Annotated in this window: 21 protein-coding genes; all 21 read left to right on the forward strand. The window is 29.3% G+C overall.

Annotated features, from left to right (window positions below; all coding sequences use genetic code 11):
- Positions 1-140: 140 nt before the first annotated feature.
- The 21 genes from ACLVEP_RS11340 (at position 141) to ACLVEP_RS11440 (ending at position 20,840) form a co-directional block, all read left to right on the forward strand.
- Positions 141-1,217, forward strand: coding sequence for an ATP-binding cassette domain-containing protein (locus ACLVEP_RS11340; RefSeq protein ID WP_412584922.1), 1,077 nt, complete (start codon positions 141-143; stop codon positions 1,215-1,217).
- A complete protein-coding gene (gene ybeY, locus ACLVEP_RS11345; protein ID WP_318000736.1) occupies positions 1,192-1,653 on the forward strand; it encodes an rRNA maturation RNase YbeY in 462 nt (153 codons plus the stop codon). The genes ACLVEP_RS11340 and ybeY overlap by 26 nt, the downstream gene beginning before the upstream one ends.
- A 1-nt stretch (position 1,654) precedes the next feature.
- Positions 1,655-2,050 (forward strand): cytidine deaminase, encoded by a 396-nt coding sequence (gene cdd, locus ACLVEP_RS11350; protein WP_412584924.1) that lies wholly within the window; start codon positions 1,655-1,657, stop codon positions 2,048-2,050.
- Positions 2,047-2,943 (forward strand): GTPase Era, encoded by an 897-nt coding sequence (gene era, locus ACLVEP_RS11355; RefSeq protein WP_412584925.1) that lies wholly within the window; start codon positions 2,047-2,049, stop codon positions 2,941-2,943. The genes cdd and era overlap by 4 nt, the downstream gene beginning before the upstream one ends.
- On the forward strand, positions 2,933-3,682 hold the full coding sequence (gene recO, locus ACLVEP_RS11360; RefSeq protein WP_412584926.1) for a DNA repair protein RecO: 750 nt from the start codon (positions 2,933-2,935) through the stop codon (positions 3,680-3,682). Before era ends, recO begins: the two co-directional genes overlap by 11 nt.
- Before the next feature lie 80 nt (positions 3,683-3,762).
- Positions 3,763-5,598: a YgiQ family radical SAM protein gene (locus ACLVEP_RS11365; protein ID WP_412584928.1), complete on the forward strand. Its 1,836-nt coding sequence runs from the start codon at positions 3,763-3,765 to the stop codon at positions 5,596-5,598.
- Positions 5,598-6,509, forward strand: coding sequence for an alpha/beta hydrolase (locus ACLVEP_RS11370; protein WP_318000434.1), 912 nt, complete (start codon positions 5,598-5,600; stop codon positions 6,507-6,509). Before ACLVEP_RS11365 ends, ACLVEP_RS11370 begins: the two co-directional genes overlap by 1 nt.
- Positions 6,510-6,630: 121 nt before the next feature.
- Complete coding sequence (locus tag ACLVEP_RS11375; RefSeq protein ID WP_318000433.1) at positions 6,631-8,004, forward strand: glycine--tRNA ligase; 1,374 nt, start codon at positions 6,631-6,633, stop codon at positions 8,002-8,004.
- 14 nt (positions 8,005-8,018) lie between these two features.
- On the forward strand, positions 8,019-9,770 hold the full coding sequence (gene dnaG, locus ACLVEP_RS11380; protein WP_412584931.1) for a DNA primase: 1,752 nt from the start codon (positions 8,019-8,021) through the stop codon (positions 9,768-9,770).
- 3 nt (positions 9,771-9,773) lie between these two features.
- Complete coding sequence (gene rpoD / locus ACLVEP_RS11385) at positions 9,774-10,988, forward strand: RNA polymerase sigma factor RpoD (RefSeq protein ID WP_412584933.1); 1,215 nt, start codon at positions 9,774-9,776, stop codon at positions 10,986-10,988.
- The gene (locus tag ACLVEP_RS11390; RefSeq protein ID WP_412584935.1) at positions 10,988-11,677 is read left to right on the forward strand and encodes a tRNA (adenine(22)-N(1))-methyltransferase; all 690 of its coding nucleotides are present in this window, start codon (positions 10,988-10,990) and stop codon (positions 11,675-11,677) included. Before rpoD ends, ACLVEP_RS11390 begins: the two co-directional genes overlap by 1 nt.
- Positions 11,664-12,422 (forward strand): Nif3-like dinuclear metal center hexameric protein, encoded by a 759-nt coding sequence (locus ACLVEP_RS11395; protein ID WP_412584937.1) that lies wholly within the window; start codon positions 11,664-11,666, stop codon positions 12,420-12,422. Before ACLVEP_RS11390 ends, ACLVEP_RS11395 begins: the two co-directional genes overlap by 14 nt.
- A gap of 76 nt (positions 12,423-12,498) precedes the next feature.
- The gene (locus tag ACLVEP_RS11400; protein WP_412584938.1) at positions 12,499-13,086 is read left to right on the forward strand and encodes a DUF3267 domain-containing protein; all 588 of its coding nucleotides are present in this window, start codon (positions 12,499-12,501) and stop codon (positions 13,084-13,086) included.
- 173 nt (positions 13,087-13,259) lie between these two features.
- Positions 13,260-14,690: a pyruvate kinase gene (gene pyk / locus ACLVEP_RS11405; protein ID WP_412584940.1), complete on the forward strand. Its 1,431-nt coding sequence runs from the start codon at positions 13,260-13,262 to the stop codon at positions 14,688-14,690.
- 108 nt (positions 14,691-14,798) lie between these two features.
- Entirely contained in the window at positions 14,799-15,773 is a 975-nt protein-coding gene (gene bsh, locus ACLVEP_RS11410) for a choloylglycine hydrolase (protein ID WP_412584942.1), read from the forward strand.
- 163 nt (positions 15,774-15,936) lie between these two features.
- Positions 15,937-17,244 (forward strand): electron transport complex subunit RsxC, encoded by a 1,308-nt coding sequence (gene rsxC, locus ACLVEP_RS11415; RefSeq protein ID WP_412584944.1) that lies wholly within the window; start codon positions 15,937-15,939, stop codon positions 17,242-17,244.
- Positions 17,245-17,253: 9 nt separating this feature from the next.
- Positions 17,254-18,171 (forward strand): RnfABCDGE type electron transport complex subunit D, encoded by a 918-nt coding sequence (locus ACLVEP_RS11420; protein ID WP_412584946.1) that lies wholly within the window; start codon positions 17,254-17,256, stop codon positions 18,169-18,171.
- Positions 18,168-18,770 (forward strand): RnfABCDGE type electron transport complex subunit G, encoded by a 603-nt coding sequence (locus tag ACLVEP_RS11425; RefSeq protein ID WP_412584948.1) that lies wholly within the window; start codon positions 18,168-18,170, stop codon positions 18,768-18,770. The genes ACLVEP_RS11420 and ACLVEP_RS11425 overlap by 4 nt, the downstream gene beginning before the upstream one ends.
- Positions 18,771-18,774: 4 nt before the next feature.
- Positions 18,775-19,473 (forward strand): electron transport complex subunit RsxE, encoded by a 699-nt coding sequence (rsxE, locus tag ACLVEP_RS11430; protein WP_412584950.1) that lies wholly within the window; start codon positions 18,775-18,777, stop codon positions 19,471-19,473.
- On the forward strand, positions 19,470-20,042 hold the full coding sequence (locus ACLVEP_RS11435; protein ID WP_412584951.1) for an electron transport complex protein RnfA: 573 nt from the start codon (positions 19,470-19,472) through the stop codon (positions 20,040-20,042). Before rsxE ends, ACLVEP_RS11435 begins: the two co-directional genes overlap by 4 nt.
- A 12-nt stretch (positions 20,043-20,054) precedes the next feature.
- Entirely contained in the window at positions 20,055-20,840 is a 786-nt protein-coding gene (locus ACLVEP_RS11440) for an RnfABCDGE type electron transport complex subunit B (RefSeq protein ID WP_412584953.1), read from the forward strand.
- Positions 20,841-20,931: the final 91 nt, after the last annotated feature.

The following is a 20,931-nucleotide window of genomic DNA, read 5'->3' on the forward strand; positions in this document are numbered from 1 at the left end:
TCAATTTATCCGAACCATACTATGCACATGTGTCAGATGGTTAATTAAGTTTATTTTTAATTGTTTTATCTATGATGATAATTATTTTTATAATGTTTTATCTTTATAGTAAGAAGTTGCATACTGAAAACAAAAAAATTTTGGAACAAAAAGAACTTTTAAATGATGGTTTATTAGAGTTTCAAGAAAATTATTTTCAAACATTGCAGTTTAAAGTCAGAAAAATGATGAAAAATAAATTAGGATATTTGTATGACACATATTTTATGAATATTTATCGTCATGATGAAATAATAAATAAACATCAAATTCAACTGGAATCCCTTATTCAATCAATGATGATGATTGCAATTTTATACGCTATTATTATTTATAAGAAAAATCATATATCTTTGGGAACGGTCATGCTTGTTTACTTATTACTTTCTTACATGATAGATCCTTTAATGAAAATATCCGTGTTTATTGCAATGCATGATGAACTGCAAATTATTTTTGAAAGATATAAAGAAATGCTTCCTGAAAAAATGGAAAAGAAAAAGAAAATCAAAAAGATTAAAAGTATTGAATTAAAACATGTAAGTTTTAGTTATGGTTATACACCTCCTCTTTTTGAATATCTACAATTAAAAATTGACCATTCGTTATTTATTAAAGGTAAAACAGGAAGTGGCAAATCTACACTTTTGAAATTGATTATGGGACAATTACAAATAACTAAAGGAGAAATTTATATTAATGGGTATCGTCTGCAAGAGATTGATTTAAATAGTTATTATAGTCATATTAAATATTTAAATAAAACCCCTGTTTTTTATAAAGAATCATTAAGAACTAATATGATTTTTGATCGCTATTTTTTAGAGGATAAGATGATTGAATTATTACATTATTTTAAGTTGGATGAATTAATAAATGGTTTAGATTTAAGACTTGATGAACAGGGTGGATTTTTGTCATCTGGACAAGGACAGCTTGTAATGATTATTCGTGCTTTATTAAGTCAACCAGATGTATTAATTTTAGATGAAGCTTTTAGTAATATAGATCAAGAAAGATTACAGTTATTGATTAATTATTTAAATTTACAAAAGATGATTGTGATTATTGTTTCTCATCAAATAAATATGATGAACTGCCAGTTTGACTGTGTTATAATTGACTCAGGAAAAATAGTGAGTGAGGAAGAGTATGGAAATAGATTTAGCGCTTATTAATGAAGTAGAAGATTTTAATGAAGATTATGAAAGTATTTATTTAGAAATTATTCAAGAAGCATGTAAACAATTGGATATTCAAGATGATTTAGAATTATCTGTTATTTTTGTAGATGATAGACGTATTCATGAAATCAATAAAGAATATCGTAAAATTGATCGAAGTACCGATGTTATTAGTTTTGCTTTAGAGGATAATGAGCAATATTATATTGAAGGAATGCCAAGAGAAATAGGAGATATCTTTATTTCAATTGATCATGCTAAAATGCAAGCAGAAGAATATGGACATTCATTTTATCGAGAAATGTGTTTCTTATTTACACATGGTTTGTTGCATTTGTTAGGATTTGATCATATGAATGAAGAAGATGAAAAAGTAATGTTTTCAAGACAAAAAGAAATATTGAATGCTTTAAATATTGAAAGGAAATAATATGGACCAAAATAAATTAATTGATTTAGCTTGGAAGGCAAGAGAGAATGCATATACGCCTTATAGTCATTTTAAAGTAGGAGCTTGTGTTGCTTTAAAAGATGGGACATATGTTCAAGGATGTAATATTGAAAATGCAGCTTATGGTTCAACGATGTGTGCAGAAAGAAATGCTGTTTTTGGAGCTTATTGTAAAGGATATCGAAAAGAAGATATCATAGCACTTGCTATTGTGGCTGATTGTAGCCCAATTGCTTCACCTTGTGGTGCTTGTAGACAAGTTTTATCAGAACTTGTTGATTTAAATATGCCCATTTATCTAGCAAATAAAGAAAAAACAGAAAAACATACAATTGGAGAATTATTACCAATGGTATTTATAGGAGAAAGTTTATGAGTTTTAAATCAGGATTTGTCAGTATTGTAGGACGTCCAAATGTTGGAAAATCCACATTATTAAATCAAATATTAAAAACAAAGCTTGCAATCATGTCTGATGTTGCACAAACAACACGTAATACGATTCAAGGTATTTATACAGATGATGAAGCACAAATTATTTTTATGGATACACCAGGTATTCATAAACCACAAGATGGTTTAGGAAACTTTATGAATACAACAGCTTTAAATAGTATTTATGGAGTGGATATGGTTTTATTTATTGCACCAGCCAATGAAACTATTGGTAGAGGAGATCGATTTATTATTGAAAGGTTAAAAGAAGCTGATGGACCAGTTTTCCTTTTACTTAATAAATGTGATCTTGTTTCGAAGGACGAAGTTATCAAGAAGTTGACAGAATGGAAAGAACTTTTTGATTTTAAAGAAATTATTCCTATTTCAGCTTTAGAAGATCAAAATGTTGATACACTTATTTCTACAATTAAAACATATTTAAATGAAGGAATGATGTATTATCCAAAAGATCAAATGACAGATCATCCTGAAAGATTTGTTATGGCTGAATTTATTAGAGAAAAAATACTTTATTTTACAAGAGAAGAAGTTCCTCATAGTGTTGCTATTGTCGTTGAAAGAATGGCAGAATTAGATGATGGCAGTGTAGAAGTAATTGCTACAATTGTGGTTGATCGTAAATCTCAAAAAGGAATTTTAATCGGTAAACAAGGTAGTATGATTAAAAAAATCCGCCAAAATGCTCAAAGAGAAATGAAACGCTTTTTACAAACAACAGTTCATTTAGAATTATTTGTTAAAGTTGAAAATAACTGGCGTAATAAACAAAAATATTTAAAAGAATTTGGTTATAACGAAGATGACTATTAAAAAAGAAGAAGTTGTTTCTTTAGGTATTGTTTTAAAGACACATCCGTATAAAGAAAGTGATTCTTTAGTCACTGTGTATTTTAAAGATTATGGGAAAATGACTTTGATAGCAAGGGGTGTAAAAAAATTAAAAAGCAAAAATGCTTCTGCTTGTCAAAGTCTTACACTTTCAGAGTTTACGTTTATTCCAAGAAATGGTTTATCAACGATGATCAAGGCAAGTTCGGTTGATTTCTATCGTTATATTAAAGAAAATCTAGAATTAGAAGCTTATGCAAGTTATTTTATGGAATTTGTTTTAAAAAATGAAGAAGATAATCAACCAGATTTGGAAATATTTGATACTTTAAAAAAATCATTAGATGCTTTAAATCATGGATATCCCTATCAATTAGTTTATCTATTATATAATGCTTTTATTTTAAAAAGATGTGGGATGGCATTACAAGTTGATGGCTGTGTAAGATGTTCGAGAAAAGATCATATTGCTGGAATTAGTTTAGAAGATGGTGGATTTGTCTGCCTTGATTGTTTATCTGTACATGATAGACAATTAGATAAGGATACTTTGAAAGCATTCCGTCATATTAATAAATTTTCTATTGATAATATTGATCAACTTAAAATTTCACAAGAATCAATAGATTCTTTAATGGAAATTATGGATTATTATGTGGATGAATTAACAGGTATTTTATTTAAAACAAAGAAAATGATTCAAAGTCTTTCAAAAATATGACAAAAGTCGACACTTTTGTCTTTTTTTATATACAGTTTTTGACTATAATAGAAACAAAAGTAAGGGGAGGGTATATGTATATGAGTCAATTTTTACCAGTGAATAGAAAAGAAATGGAAGAAAGAGGATGGCAAGAAGTTGATTTTGTCTATATTTGTGGTGATGCTTATGTAGACCATCCTTCATTTGGAGCAGCCATTATTTGTCGTACATTAGAGGCAAATGGCTTTAAGGTTGCTTTTTTATCTCAACCGGATTGGCATAAGGTTGATGAGTTTAGACAATTTGGTAAACCTCGACTTGGTTTTTTGATTTCTTCGGGAAATATTGATTCAATGGTTAATCATTATACCGTTTCTAAAAAAAGAAGACATAAAGATTCTTATACACCAGGTGGTGAAGGATTTAAAAGACCTGATAGAGCTGTTATTGTTTATAGTCAAATGGCAAGACAAGCTTTTCCAGATGCAAATATTTTAATTGGAGGCATTGAAGCTTCACTTAGACGTTTAGCACACTATGATTATTGGAGTGATAAGGTTAGAAAATCGATTATTATTGATGCCAATGCAGATTTATTAATGTTTGGAATGGGAGAAAATAGTATTATTGAAGTTGCAGAAGCATTGGATAGTGGATTGGATATTAAATATTTAACTTATTTAGACGGAACAGTTTATAAAACAAAAAATATCGATGATTTAAATGAAGCTGATTATATAATGCTTCCTAGTTATGAAGAAATTACAGCTTCAAAAAGAAAATATGCAGAATCTTTCCAAAAACAATATTTAAATACAGATCATTATAATGCTAAAATTTTAGTTGAACCTTACCAAGGATGGTATGTTGTTCAAAATAGACCTAATAGACCTCTTACACAAAGAGAATTCGATAGAGCTTATGGCTATGATTATAATCGAAATTATCACCCAAGTTATCAACATGTTCCTGCAATTGACGAAGTCAAATTCTCACTTATTTCTAATAGAGGATGTTTTGGATCATGTAATTTCTGTGCTTTAGCTTTCCATCAAGGAAGAATTATTCAAGCAAGAAGTCATGAGTCAATTATTGCTGAAGCTAATAAAATGGTTTGGGATCCAGATTTTAAAGGATATATTCATGATGTTGGAGGACCAACAGCTAACTTTAGAGATACTGCTTGTGATAAACAAAAAACAAAAGGTGCTTGTCCTACAAAACAATGCCTTTGGCCAGAACCATGTAAAAATTTAAAAGTAGATCATGAAGATTATTTATCATTACTAACAAAGCTAAGACAACTTCCAAATGTAAAAAAAGTTTTTGTACGTTCTGGAATTCGTTATGATTATCTTATGTATGATAAAAATGATCATTTCTTTGAAGAACTTGTTCAACATCATATTTCTGGACAGTTAAAAGTAGCACCTGAACATATTAGTAATCATGCTTTAGATAAAATGGGAAAACCAAGACGTGGACTTTATGAAAAATTTGTTGATAAATATTATCGTATTAATGAAAAATATAATAAAAAACAATTTTTAGTTCCTTATTTAATGTCATCTCATCCAGGATGCCGTTTAGAAGATGCTATTGAACTTGCAGAATATTTAAGGGATATTCATCATCAGCCAGAACAAGTTCAAGATTTTTATCCAACACCTGGAACGCTTTCAACAACAATGTATTATACAGGATTAGATCCTCGTGATATGACACCTGTATATGTTCCTAAAGATCCTAAAGAAAAAGCAATGCAAAGAGCTTTGATTCAATATAAGAATCCAAAAAATTATGATCTTGTTTATGAAGCTTTAATTAAAGCTAATAGAAAAGATCTTATTGGTTTTGGTAAAAAATGTTTGATTAAACCACGTACAAAAAGGCAAAACTATAACCAACCTTATACAAAAAGGGGGCATAGATGATGAAACTTACAGAAACATATACATCTTTAACACATACACATGTTAAGTTTGATATTTATCAACCGAATGTGATTTTAAGATATAAAGGAATTATTCAACTTCATCATGGTTTATGCGAACATTCTGAACGTTATGAAAAATTTGCTGAATATTTGAGTCATGAAGGTTTTATTGTGGTTGTGCCTGATTTTCCAGGTCATGGCACATCACTTTATCATTTTGAACAAGGTTATTTTGGTAGTGGAAATGCGCTTGATACATTGATTGAAGATATGCAACGTTTGAGACATATTATTGCTAAAAGATACGAAGATCTTCCTTATTTTATGATAGGGGTTGATTTTGGATCGCTTGTATTACTTAAATATGCGATGGTCTATGGTGATTATATTAATGGGATGATCATGTTAGGAACTTGTATGAAGAATAATTTTTATTATCGTATGAAAATGATTGTTGATCTAAATATTTTATTACATGGTCAAATGAATCGTTCTAGTGTTATAAAAAAAGCAATTGACTTATTTTTACAAAAAAATTTAAATGGCTGTTATAAAATGAGTAATCAAAAAGAGGTTGCTCTTTATAATGAAGATCCTTTAAGCGATTTTGTTTATACAAATCAAGCGTATCATGATATTTTAGAATATATAAAGTATACAAGTGATGAAGACCATTTAAAACTTATTCCTGAATATTTACCTGTTTATTTATTATCAGGAGGTTTTGATAATCTTACAAAGAATGGCAAAGATACTATAAAACTTTATGAAATATTAAAAGAAGATGGTTTAAAAGATCTTCAATATAAGATTTATGAAAATAAACGACAAGATATTTTACATGATAATAATTATCGAGATGTCTATCATGATATTATGCATTGGTTAGATGAAAGAACCTATATATAGTACCCTTATAGTTGGTTGACAAATATCCACTATAAGGGTATTTTATTTGTACGCGAAAAGAAGATAGAAGACTTGGAAAGCCAAGTCTTTATTCATTTATATCGTAAAAAAGGAGAAAAATATGGCAACTAAAGATATGGATAAATTAGTAAATCATGCAAAATCAACAGGTTTTGTATATCAAGGTTCAGAAATCTATGATGGACTAGCAAATACATGGGATTTTGGACCATTAGGTGTTGAAATGAAAAACAATATTAAACGTTTATGGTGGAAAAGATTCATTCAAGAATCTCCATATAATGTTGGGTTAGATTCAGCTATTTTTATGAATCCAAAGGTATGGGAAGCATCTGGACATGTTGGGGGATTCTCAGATCCTTTAATTGATTGTAAAGAATGTAAAACAAGACATCGTGCAGATAAATTAATTGAAGCATATGATCCTTCTGTACATAGTGAAGGTTGGACAAATGAACAAACAATGTCTTATATTAAAGAACATAATATTGTTTGTCCTAATTGTGGGAAAAGCAATTTTACTGATGTTAGACAATTTAAATTAATGTTTGAAACTCATATGGGTGTTGTTGAAGATGATAAATCAGTTGTTTATCTACGTCCAGAAACTGCACAAGGTATCTTTGTTAACTTTAAAAATATTCAAAGAACTTCTCGTAAAAAAGTACCATTTGGTATTGGTCAAATTGGGAAATCATTTAGAAATGAAATTACACCTGGTAACTTTATTTTTAGAACAAGAGAATTTGAACAAATGGAATTAGAATTTTTCTGTAAACCAGATACTGATTTAGAATGGTTTGATTATTGGAAATCATATTGTAAAAAGTTCTTATTAGATTTAGGTTTAAAAGAAGAAAACTTAAAATTTAGAGATCATGAAAAAGAAGAATTATCTTTCTATTCTAAAGCAACATGTGATGTTGAATATAATTTCCCATTTGGATGGGGTGAATTATGGGGTATTGCCGATCGTACAGATTATGATTTATCTCGTCATATGGAACATTCTAAAAAATCTTTAGAATATTTAGATCCACAAACTAATGAAAAATATATTCCATATGTCATTGAACCATCTGTTGGGGCAGATCGTTTATTCTTATCTGTTTTCTGTGACAGTTATCAAGAAGAAACATTAGAAAATGGAGATACAAGAACAGTGATGAAATTACATCCTGCCATTGCTCCTTATAAAGTAGCAGTTTTACCACTTACTAAAAAACAAAGTGAAAAAGCTGAAGAAGTTTATGCAACACTTGCTAAACATTTCTCTGTTGAATTTGATGTTGCTGGACAAATTGGTAAAAGATATCGTAGACAAGATGCAATTGGAACACCATATTGTGTAACTGTTGATTTTGATACAATGGAAGATAATGCGGTAACTGTTCGTGATAGAGACACAATGGAACAAGTACGCTTACCAATTGATCAATTAGTTGATTATATTCAAGATAAAATTACATTCTAATAAAGGAGATTACTATGCCAAGACTTTCAAATGAAAAAATCAATGAAATAAGACAAAGCGTTGATATCGTTGATGTTATTGGCAATTATCTTCCTTTAGAAAGAAGAGGTCGTAATTATTTAGCAAGATGTCCGTTTCATGATGACAATCGACCATCAATGTCAGTTTCACCTGAAAAACAAATCTATAGATGTTTTGTATGTTCACATGGTGGAAACGTGTTTACCTTTTTACAAGATTACTTGAAAATTTCTTTTATGGAAGCTGTCAAAATGGTAGCTCAAATGGGAAATGTTGATTTAGGTGATTTTACATTTTATGAAGAAAAAACACATGTTAATCAAGAGTTAGAACCATACTATTTAATGCACGAAGAAGCTAATCGTATTTATAAACACTATTTAACAACAAAATTAGCTCTAGAAGCAAATAGTTATTTAAATCAAAGACATTTATCTAAAGAAATTATTGACTATTTTGAAATAGGTTATGCGCCAGAGCAAAATATTTTATTAAAAGCATTTGAAAAATCAGGTTTTTCAAGAATGCAAGCATATGAATCTGGTCTTGTTATAGAATCCAATTTAGGTTATGATCGTTATTCTAACCGTATCATGTTTCCTTTGCATAATAGTGAAGGGCGTGTTGTTGGTTTTAGTGGTCGTATTTATCAAAAAAATCAAAAAGAATCAAAATATATGAACTCTCCTGAATCTAAAATCTTTATTAAAGGAGAAACATTGTATAATTACCATCGTATAAAAAATGATGTTAGAAATGAAGGTAAAGTCATTATTCTAGAAGGCTTTATGGATGTAATAGCATTATATAAAGCAGGAATTAAAAATACTGTCGCAATTATGGGAACTGCTTTAACTTCACAACATTTAAAAATGTTAAAACGATTATCAAATGATATTGTTTTATGCTTAGATGGTGATCAAGCAGGTAAAAATGCCATGATTAAATGTGTGGATGCTTTAAATAATGAAGGATTTCATACATCTATTGTTGTTATTCCTGATGCAATGGATCCAGATGAATTTTTAGAAGCGAAAGGGAAAGAGGAACTAGTAGCACTTTTTAAAAATCCCATAAGTGCTGTTGAATTTAAATTAAATTATTATTATGAACGCATTAATGTTGATAACTATGAAGATCGTAAAAATTTTTTAGAATCCATGGTAAAAGTCATTATGCAATTAGATGATATAGTTGATCAAGATTATTACATTGATCAACTTGTAAAAAAATCAGGATTTTCTAAAGAAACGATTCATCATTTAATGAGTCAACAAACACCTGTAAATAAACCAATACCTTTTAGACCTATTACGTATGATCATGTTTCAAGACTTATTGATAAATATCAAAAGGCTGAAAGAGATTTATTGTATTATATGATGCAGGATAAAAAATATGCAATGCAATATGAAGCAAAAGCAGGATACATGTATGATAAAGTTAATCGTTTGATTGCTTCATATATTATTGATTATTATCGTCAGTATGTCATTTTAGAAGTTGCTGATTTGATTAATATGATTGATGATCAAGATATTGTAAAAAGAATTTTAGAAATATCATCGTTGCAATTACCAAAGTTACAATCAAATCAAGCAATTGATGATTATATTAAAACAATACAAGAAAAATTAAAGATTGAACGAATTAAACAGCTTGAACAGGAACTTTCACAAACATATGATCCTCGTCAACAAGCAAAAATTCTTCAAGAAATTATAGAATCAAAAGAAAAGGAGTAGATTATGGCAAAGAAAAAAGTACAAGCAGTTTCATTTGATGATTTAAAAAAATTAGTTATAAATGAAGCAAAAAACAATAACAATATTTTAACGCAAGAACAAATTGATGAATATTTAATGAATTATGATTTAAGTGATGAATTAGCAGAAGAATTACTTGATTATATTCAACAAAATCAAATTACAATCTCTGATGATGATATGTTACTTGCAGGTGTTCCTGCAATGGATGATGATTTAGACCTTGATTTAGATGATGCAGATGATACTCCTGATCTAGATTTTGATGGTGATTTCGATATGATGACAGGAGATACATTACATATGTATCAAGAACATGATGATGATAAGGAAAGTGAAAGCACTCAACTTGGAAGCAATGTTAAAATTAATGATCCTGTAAAGATGTATCTTAAAGAAATTGGACGTGTAGAATTATTAAATCATGACCAAGAAATCGAATTAGCTAAAAGAATTCTTGAAGGTGATGAACAAGCTAAAAAAGAACTTGCTGCAGCAAACTTAAGATTAGTTGTTTCTATCGCTAAAAGATATGTTGGACGTGGAATGTTATTCTTAGATTTAATCCAAGAAGGAAACATGGGGTTAATTAAAGCAGTAGAAAAATTTGATTATACAAAAGGATTTAAATTTTCTACTTATGCGACTTGGTGGATTAGACAAGCAATTACACGTGCAATTGCCGATCAAGCCCGTACAATTCGTATTCCAGTACACATGGTAGAAACAATCAATAAATTAACACGTATTCAAAGACAATTAATTCAAGAATTAGGTAGAGAACCATCTGCTGAAGAAATTGCTGAAAAAATGGATGGAATGACACCTGAAAAAGTACGAGAAATTCAAAAAATTTCATTAGAACCTGTTTCATTAGAAACACCAATTGGTGAAGAAGATGACTCACATTTAGGTGATTTTATTGAAGATGAAGGAGCAATGTCTCCAGATGATTATGCTGCTAATGAATTATTAAAAGATGAATTAAATGATGTTTTATTAGAACTTACGGATCGTGAAGAAAAAGTATTAAGACTTCGTTTTGGGTTAGATGATGGTAGAACTAGAACGCTTGAAGAAGTAGGACGTGAGTTTAATGTTACACGTGAACGTATTCGTCAAATTGAAGCAAAAGCATTAAGAAAATTAAAACATCCATCTCGTTCTAAAAGATTAAAGGATTTCTTGGATCGTTAATGAAACTATCAAAAAGATTAGAACTACTTGCTCATTTGGTAGAAAAACATAAAAAAGGGAATATCTTGGCAGATATTGGAACAGATCATGCATATTTGCCATGCTATTTAATTGAAAAAAATATTATAGATAAAGCTTATGCCTGTGATGTCGCAAAAGGACCTTTTGCGGCGTCACTTTCTACTATTAAGCAATATCATTTTGAAGAAAACGTTGAAGCTTTATTAGGAGATGGATTAGATCCTATTCTTGATAAAGAAATCGATATGGTGACCATTGCTGGAATGGGATCATTTCTTATTGTTGAAATACTAGAAAAGAATAAGGATTATTTAAATAAAGTAAAACAATTCTATTTACAACCTAATGCTAATACAGATCATTTAAGAAAATATTTATTTAATAATCATTTTAAAATTATTGATGAAAAGATGATTAAAGATGGACATCATGTTTATGAAATGATGGTAATAGAAAATACAAATCAAGATATTCAATATAGTCAAGAAGATATAATGTTTGGACCAATTTTAAGAAAAAATAAAGATGAACTATTTATTCGTTATTGGCAAAAACAATATCAAACATATTTAAAGATTATGAAAGATTTACCATCAAATCATCCAAGATATTTAGAATTAGAAAAACAAAAACAATTAATTGAAGGTGAACTCAATGAAAGCTTATGAAATTATGAATCATTTGGAAACATATTTTCCTTTAGATCTTCAAATGGATTTTGATTGCTGTGGTTTACAAATAGGAAATAGAGAAAATGAAGTAAAAAAAGTCTATATTGCTTTAAATGCAGATAATGAAACGTTACAAGCCTGTATTGAAAATAATTGTCAAATGCTTATTACACATCATCCTTTTTTATTAGAAAAAATAAAAAACATGGATACATCTTTACATCAAGGAAAATTTATTGAAATGGCTATCAAACACGATATTGTTGTTTATAGTTTACATACATGTTTAGATAGAGGACAAAATGGAATTTCAATGAATGATTGGTTGATTCAAAAATTAGGTGTCCATGATGTTGCTTGTTATGATCATTATGAGGTAGGAAAGAAAGCTACTTTAAATCAAGCAATGGAAGGACAAGATTTTATAGAATATGTAAAAGACAAATTTCATTTACAGCATTTAAAATATAGTAAAAATACAAATAAATTAATTCAAACAATTGCTATTTGTGGAGGAAGCGCAGCAGACGACTTAGAAATTCTTGCTGGTCAAGTAGATTGTTATATTACTGGTGATACTAAATATCGCCATGCTAAATATGCTATTGATCATGATTGTTTATTGATTGATCCGGGGCATCATTTAGAAGTTATGATTGAAGAAAAGCTTCCTGAATTATTGGAAGATTTACCAATTCAAATACAAATTCATGAAAGTCTTGATTATTTTAAATATGAATAAAACTCTTGGGATTATCTCAAGAGTTTTTCATATACTTTTATATTTGATATACTAAAAGAAAGTAAGGAGTTTTATTATGAGATTACATTATCAAGGAAAATATAATTTAGATCCTGAAACATTACCGAAAAGAAATCATCAACCCAATGCTGTAAAATTTAAAGAAGTCAGTTCATCTAAAGAACTTGCAGTTATTGCTAATACAATAGGACTTGTATTAATGGTCATTTTATCTATTCCTATTCTTTTAGTATATAAAAATAATTTACTTCTTTATTTTGATGATATGATGTTTGGTGCTATTTTTCCAATCTTAACAATATTTCCTCATGAGTTTTTACATGCTCTTTGTTTTAAAGAAGATGTTTATCTTTATACAAATTTAAAACAAGGGATGGTTTTTGTTTTAGGAAATGAAACAATGAGCAAAAAAAGATTTATTTTTATGTCTCTTCTACCAAATTTAGTTTTTGGTTTTTTTCCTTATTTTTTATCATTTTTAGGATCTAAATATTTAATGTTTGCTTTATGGGGAGTTATTGCTATAGCGATGGGTGCAGGAGATTATTATAATGTTTTTAATGCTCTTACACAAATGCCTAAAGGGGCCAGAACGTATTTATATCAAATGAATTCATATTGGTATATGCCCGAAAATAGATAAAAATGATTTTCAAAAAACGTATATATTTTAACTGTTTTTGTAATTATTTTTCATAAAATAATAAATGAAAAAATATTTTTTAAGTGGATGTGCTTACATTGCTTTTACACATTGTTATCTTAAAAAAATAGGTTTATACTAAAGAATGAAGAGAGTAAAGGAAGGCAAGAATTATGAACAAAAACGAGATTATGTCAAAAACAAAAATTGTATGTACTATTGGACCAGCTTCAGAAAGTAAAGAAATGCTTACTAAATTAGTAAAAGCTGGAATGAATGTTATGAGATTAAACTTTTCTCATGGAACTCATGAAGAACATGAAGAAAAAATCAACACTTTATTAGAAATTAATAAAGAATTATCTACAAATGTTGCTATTTTGTTAGATACAAAAGGACCTGAAATTCGTACTGGTGATTTCGTAGGTGGTAAAACAACTTTTAAAAAAGGACAAACTTCAACTATCTGTGTAGAAGATATTGAAGGAACAAGTGAAAGATTTACAATCACTTATAAAGACTTATATAAAGATGTTAAACCAGGTGGTTTCATCTTAGTAAACGATGGTCAAGTAGAATTATTAGTTGATCATATTGAAGGAACAGATATTGTTTGTGTAGCTGCAAATGATGGAGAAGTAAAAAATAAACGTGGAATCAATGTTCCAGGAATTAAATTAGGATTTGATTATTTATCACCTAAAGATATTTCAGATTTAACATTTGGTGCAAATCAACCTTTTGATTATGTTGCTGCTTCATTCTGTCGTAGAGCACAAGATATTATTGATATTAAAAAATTATTAATTGAAAATGGTAGAAATGATATTCAAATTTTAGCTAAGATTGAAAATCAAGAAGGTGTTGAAAACGTTGATGAAATTCTTGATATTGCTGATGGTATCATGGTTGCTCGTGGTGACTTAGGTGTAGAAGTTCCTGCTGAAGATGTCCCACTTATTCAAAAATCAATTATTAAAAAATGTAAACAACGTGGTAAAATCGTTATCACTGCTACACAAATGTTAGAAAGTATGCAACAAAATCCAAGACCAACACGTGCTGAAGTATCTGACGTTGCTAATGCAATTTATGATGGTACAGATGCGATTATGTTATCTGGTGAATCTGCAAGTGGATTATATCCTCAAGAAGCAGTTTTAATGATGTCAAAAATTGCTCATAAGATTGAATCTAGTTTAGATTATCAAAGTTTACAAAGACAAGCCATTCGTACAGCACCAGATGATACAAGTGAAGCTATTTGTATGTCTGTTGCAGAAATTGCTTATAAATTCAATGTAGCAGCAATTATTGCCTTTACAGAATCAGGATTTACAGCTCGTAAAATGGCTCGTTATCGTACAAAATCTCGTATCATTGCTGCAACTCCATCAGTTAAAACTGTTAAAGCGTTAGCTTTAAACTGGGGTGTTAAAGCAGTACCTTGTAAACAATTAAATTCACGTATTTCAATGATTGATTATGCAAGTATTATTGCTAGAGAAAATGGTGTAAAACCTGGTCAAAAAATCATAGTTACTGGTGGAACACCAGGTGTCAAAGGTGCAACAAGTTACCTAGAACTAGTTGAAGTTAAATAATATTAGAAATACACTCTTAGGAGTGTTTTTCTTTTCTAATTCATAAAGATGAAATAAATGGGTTATACTATATAATAGTAAAATAATGATTAGAAAGAGAGATTTTATATGTGTACAGCAGCAACTTATCAAACAAAAGATTTTTATATGGGTAGAACTTTAGACTACGAATTTTCTTATGGTGAAAAAATAGCTATTATGCCAAGAAATTATCCATTACAATATAGACATGGGCAAAAAAATATTGAACATTACGCCATGATTGGTATGGCTCATGTATTAGAAGAATATCCTTTATATTATGATGCAGTTAATGAAAAAGGTTTAGGAATGGCAGGATTGAATTTTGTCGGAAATGCTTATTATCATGATGTTAAAGAAGATGCAATTAATGTTGCCCAATATGAATTTATTCCTTGGGTTTTAAGTCAATGTGCAACATTGAAAGAAGCTAAACAACTTATTCAAACAATTAATTTAGTAAAGACACCTTATAATGAACATTTACCAGCAGCTTCATTACATTGGATTATTGCAGACCAAAGTGGATGTATAACTGTTGAATCAGTAGAAGAAGGATTAAAAATCTATGAAAACCCAGTCGGTGTTCTTACAAATAATCCTTCATTTGATAAACAATTATTTAACTTAAATAATTATATGTCGTTATCCCCTAAACAACCTCATAACTGTTTCTCTAAACAATTAGATTTAAAATCATATTCTAGAGGAATGGGTGCTCTTGGTTTACCTGGTGACCTATCTTCGATGTCACGTTTTGTAAGAGTTGCTTTTACTAAAATGAACGGACAATCAAAAGATAATGAAAGAGACAGTGTTAATCAATTTTTCCATATTTTAGGTTCTGTAGAACAACAAAGAGGGTGTTGTGAAGTAGATGAAGGTAAATATGAAATAACGATTTATACTTCATGTTGGAATAGTCAAAAAGGAATCTATTATTATACAACATATAATAGAAGACAAATTACTGCCGTTAATATGCATAAAGTAAATTTGGATGGTCAACACCTAATAAGTTATTCAATGTTAGATGACGAAGAATTTTATGAACAAAATTAGTATTTTTAAGATAGCGAAAGCTATCTTTTTTTATATTTAAATGTGATTAAAATCACATGATTTTCATATATTTCAAAGAAAACAAGTTAATTTTTTAACTTGTTGTAAACGCTTTCAATTTGAAAATAATAGGACTAAAATAGGGTTAAAGGGGATGGAAGTTATGAGTTTAAAATCGTTTATTGGAGGTATACATCCAAAAGATCAAAAACAATATACAAAGGATTTACCTATTATTAAAATAAAAGCAAGTGATGAAGTTGTATTTCCTTTAAAACAACATATTGGTGCACCTTGTCAACCAATTGTTAAAGTAAAAGATGAGATAAAAGTTGGGCAAGTTATTGCCTGTAGTGATGCTTTTGTTTCAAGTCCTATTATTTCTTCAGTTTCAGGTGTAGTTAAAAAAATAGAAGAAAGAATGGATGTTAGTGGGAAAATGCAAGAATCTATTGTTATTTCTAATGATGGATTATATCAAAAAGTTGAAAATCAAGATAATAAACAAGAATTAACTTATGAAGAAAAAATTGAAAGAATTAAGGCAGCAGGAATAGTTGGTCTTGGAGGCGCTGGTTTTCCTACACATGTAAAACTTTCTGTTAAAGATCCAAATCAAGTTCAATATTATATTGTTAATGGTGCTGAATGTGAACCTTATCTTACAAGTGATTATCGCTTGATGCTTGAAAAAACAGATGAACTAATAGCAGGAATTCATATTTTATTAGAAATGTTTCCAAAAGCTCTTTGTTATATTGCGATTGAAGATAATAAAAAAGAGGCTATTCATTTATTAAAAGAAAAGTGTAAAGATGAAAAAAGAATTGTTGTGAAAGAACTAAAAACAAAATATCCTCAAGGTGGAGAAAGAATGCTTGTTAAAGTTTTAACAGGAAAGACATTAAATTCTAAAATGCTTCCTTTAGATGTAGGATGTATTGTTGATAATGTAGCAACAGTGATTGCTATTAATCAAGCGGTTCGTTATAATCAACCTTTAATTTCTAAAGTAATGACAATTTCAGGTGATGGAATTACACCTAGCAATATTGAAGTCCCTATAGGAACGAGTTTTAAATGGATCGTTGAACAATTAGGAGGTTTCAAATCTGAAGTTCAAAAACTTATTTGTGGAGGTCCAATGATGGGAAGTGCCCTTATCCATTTAGATATACCTGTAACTAAGACATCAAGTTCTTTACTTGCACTTGTACAAGATGAAGTTTCACTTTACGAACCTTCTGCATGTATTCGTTGTGGTCGATGTAAAGACGTGTGTCCTAGTTTATTAGTTCCACAAAAACTTTATCAAATAGCAACAAAAAATGATACAGAGGCCTTTATTTTAAATGGTGGAATGGAATGTATAGAATGTGGTTGTTGTAGCTATACATGTCCAGCAAAAAGAAATATGACACAGGCATTTAAGAAGATGAAATATTTAGTCTCTGTTAATAAAAGAAAGTAGGTGTTATTCATGAATCAATTACTACATGTTTCTGCTTCACCGCATATTAAAGATCGTGTTACAACATCTTCTATTATGTTAGATGTCATTATTGCTTTAATACCAGCTACTTTATTTGGAATTATTCAATTTAAAATAAATGCTTTATTGATTATTGTAACAACGATAACAACATGTGTTTTAGCAGAATATTTATATGAACGTTTTATGAAAAAGACAATTACCATCAAAGATCTATCAGCAGTTGTCACAGGACTTATTCTTGCTTTAAATTTACCATCAACAGTTCCTTTATGGCTTCCTGTTATTGGGGGTCTCTTTGCTATTATTGTGGTTAAACAATTTTATGGAGGATTAGGACAAAATTTTATGAATCCAGCGTTAGCTGCAAGATGTTTTTTGTTGATTTCATTTACTGGAAGAATGACAAATTTTGTATTTGATGGGATGACTTCATCAACGCCACTTGCAGTTTTAAAAAATGGTGAAAGCTTTGATTTAATAAGGATGTTTATTGGAAATACTGCTGGAACAATTGGAGAAACTTCTGCAATTGCACTTTTAATAGGTGCATTGTATTTGATTGTTAAAAAAGTTATTAAAGTAACCATTCCTTTAACATATCTTTTTACATTTTCTATTTTTACATTAATTTTATCACCATGTCCTTTTGATATTTATTATTTAGCGTGTGAGTTATGTGGTGGAGGTTTAATCTTTGGTGCCTTTTTTATGGCAACTGATTATGTAACAAGTCCAATGGATCAAAAAGGGCAACTTATTTATGGTGTTTTATTAGGTGTATTAACAGGATTATTTCGTTTTTTTGGAACAAGTGCAGAAGGTGTTTCTTATGCCATTATTATTTCTAATTTATTAGTACCTTTAATTGATAAACTCACATTAAAAGGTGGTGTTGTCAAATGAAAAAAATAATAAAAGATATCTTAATTTTATGTGTGATTACTATTATTTGTGGAGGGCTTCTTGGTTATGTTTATCAAATAACGAAGAATCCTATTCAACATCAATTACAACAAAGTAAGCAAGATGCTTATTTAAAAGTGATGAAAGAAGCAACTTCTTTTAAAGCTTATAAAGAAAATGATATCAAAAAATTATCTAAAAAGCTTAAAGGGGATTATGGTAAAAACGGTCTTGAAATAGAAAATGCTTTAAAAGCATATCATCAAAAACAAACTATCGGTTATATTATTCAAGTGTTTGATCATGATGGTTTTGGTGGTGATATTGAAATCATTGTTGGTATCAACCTTCAAAAAGAAATTACAGGTGTTGAAATTTTATCAATTGATGAAACAGTAGGACTTGGGATGAACGCTAAAAATGAAGAGTTTAGAAATCAGTATGTAGGTAAAAAAATAGATCATTTCCAAGTCGTTAAAAATGGTAAACAAAATGAAGGTGAAGTAGATTCTTTATCAGGAGCAACCATTACTTCTAAAGCAATGACAAATGGTATTAATGGAGCCTTAGATTTTTATGATTTATTGAAAGGAAGATGAAAATATGAAGAAATATTTAAAACCTTTATATAATGGAATCATTAAAGAAAATCCTACCTTTGTATTAATGCTTGGTATGTGTCCGACACTTGCGGTTACAACCTCAGCAATGAATGGAATGGGAATGGGACTTACAACAATGGCTGTTTTAATTATGTCGAATTTTGTTATTTCAGCACTTAGAAATATTATTCCTAGTCGTATGCGTATTCCTGCTTATATTGTTATTGTTGCTTCACTTGTTACAGTTGTACAATTATTATTACAAGGATATATTCCATCTTTATATGATACACTTGGTATTTATATTCCTTTAATTGTTGTCAATTGTATTATTTTAGGAAGAGCAGAAGCCTTTGCTTCTAAAAATAATCCACTTTTATCAATTATGGATGGTCTTGGTATGGGGCTTGGTTTTACTTTAGCTTTAACTTGTATAGGTTTAGTAAGAGAAATATTAGGTGCAGGAACATTTTTTTCAATGTCATTACCTATTTCGTTTGAGCCAATAACAATTTTTGTGATGGCACCAGGAGCATTCTTTATACTTGCTTTGTTAACAGCTATTCAAAATAAATTAAAATTACCTAGTGCGACGAATGTTTCTCATTCATCTTTAAAGTGTGGAGGAGATTGTATGCATTGTCATGGTAATCAATGTCAAATAAATAAATCTTTGTTAAAGGAGGATCATAAAAAATGAAAACACTCATTTTAACACTGATTAGTGTTTCTTTAGTTAATAATGTCGTTTTATCACAGTTTTTAGGTTTATGTCCATTTTTAGGGGTTTCAAAACAAACCAAAACCGCAATGTCTATGGGTGGTGCAGTTATTTTTGTAATTACAATTGCTTCAGCTGTAACTCATTTATTGTATCGTTTACTTGTTTTGTTACATGTTGAATATTTAGAAACAGTCGCCTTTATTTTAATTATTGCAGCACTTGTTCAATTTGTAGAACTCTTTTTAAAAAAATATTTGCCACCTTTATATAATTCATTAGGTGTTTATTTACCTCTTATTACAACCAACTGTGCTGTTTTAGGTGTTGCTTTAACAAATGTACAAAATAATTATGATTTTGTAACAAGTGTTGTAGCTGGTTTTGGGACAGCTTTAGGATTTACAATTTCAATTACAATTTTAGCAGGAATAAGAGAAAGAATTGCCGATAATGATATTCCTCATGTTTTACAAGGCTCACCAATTGTTTTAATTACAGCAGGTTTGATGGCTATTGCCTTTATTGGCTTTTCAGGCTTGATTTAAGGAGGAAATACGATGAATACAGTCATTATTGCAATTATTGTTGTTGGAAGTATAGGATTGTTTATTGGAATATTCCTTTCACTTGCCAGTGTTAAATTTAAAGTAGAAGTCAATGAAGATGAAGAAAAAATTAGAGCGGTTCTTCCTGGAAATAACTGTGGAGCTTGTGGTTATCCTGGATGTGATGGCCTTGCATGTGCAATTGCTAAAAAAGAAGCCCCAATTAATCAATGTCCTGTTGGTGGAATAGAAGTTGCTAAAAAAATAGGAGAAATTCTCCATTTAGAAGTAGAAGAGAATACACATTTAGTAGCTTATGTTAAATGTAAAGGAACTTGTGATAAAATAAAGACTCAATATCAATACGATGGTATTCATGATTGTTTAAGTGCAGCTGTTATTCCTGGAAGTGGAGATAAGAAATGCCGCTTTGGATGTGTTGGGTATGGTAGTTGCGTCAAAGCCTGTGCATTTGATGCTATTCATGTCATTGACGGTGTTGCTCAAGTTGATCAAGATAAATGTAAGTCATGTCAAAAATGTATGGATGCTTGTCCTCAACATCTTATTGAAATGGTTCCTTATGATTCTACTTATCATGTAAGATGTAATAGTCATGATAAAGGACCAATTGTCAACGCTAGTTGTCAAGTAGGTTGTTTAGGGTGTAGGATGTGTACAAAAGTATGTCCTGTAAATGCGATTACTGTGGATGATTTTTTAGCACACATCGACTATTCAAAATGTATCCATTGTGGAAATTGTAAAGACAAATGTCCACGAAAGATTATTGAATAACAAAGTAAGTTTTTACTTATTTTGTTATTTTTTAATTTTTTACTTAATTAACCATCTGACACATCTTTTGATTTAACTCCGTTATTCTCAC

This window comes from Faecalibacillus sp., assembly GCF_047023275.1.
GTDB lineage: Bacteria > Bacillota_I > Bacilli_A > Erysipelotrichales > Coprobacillaceae > Faecalibacillus.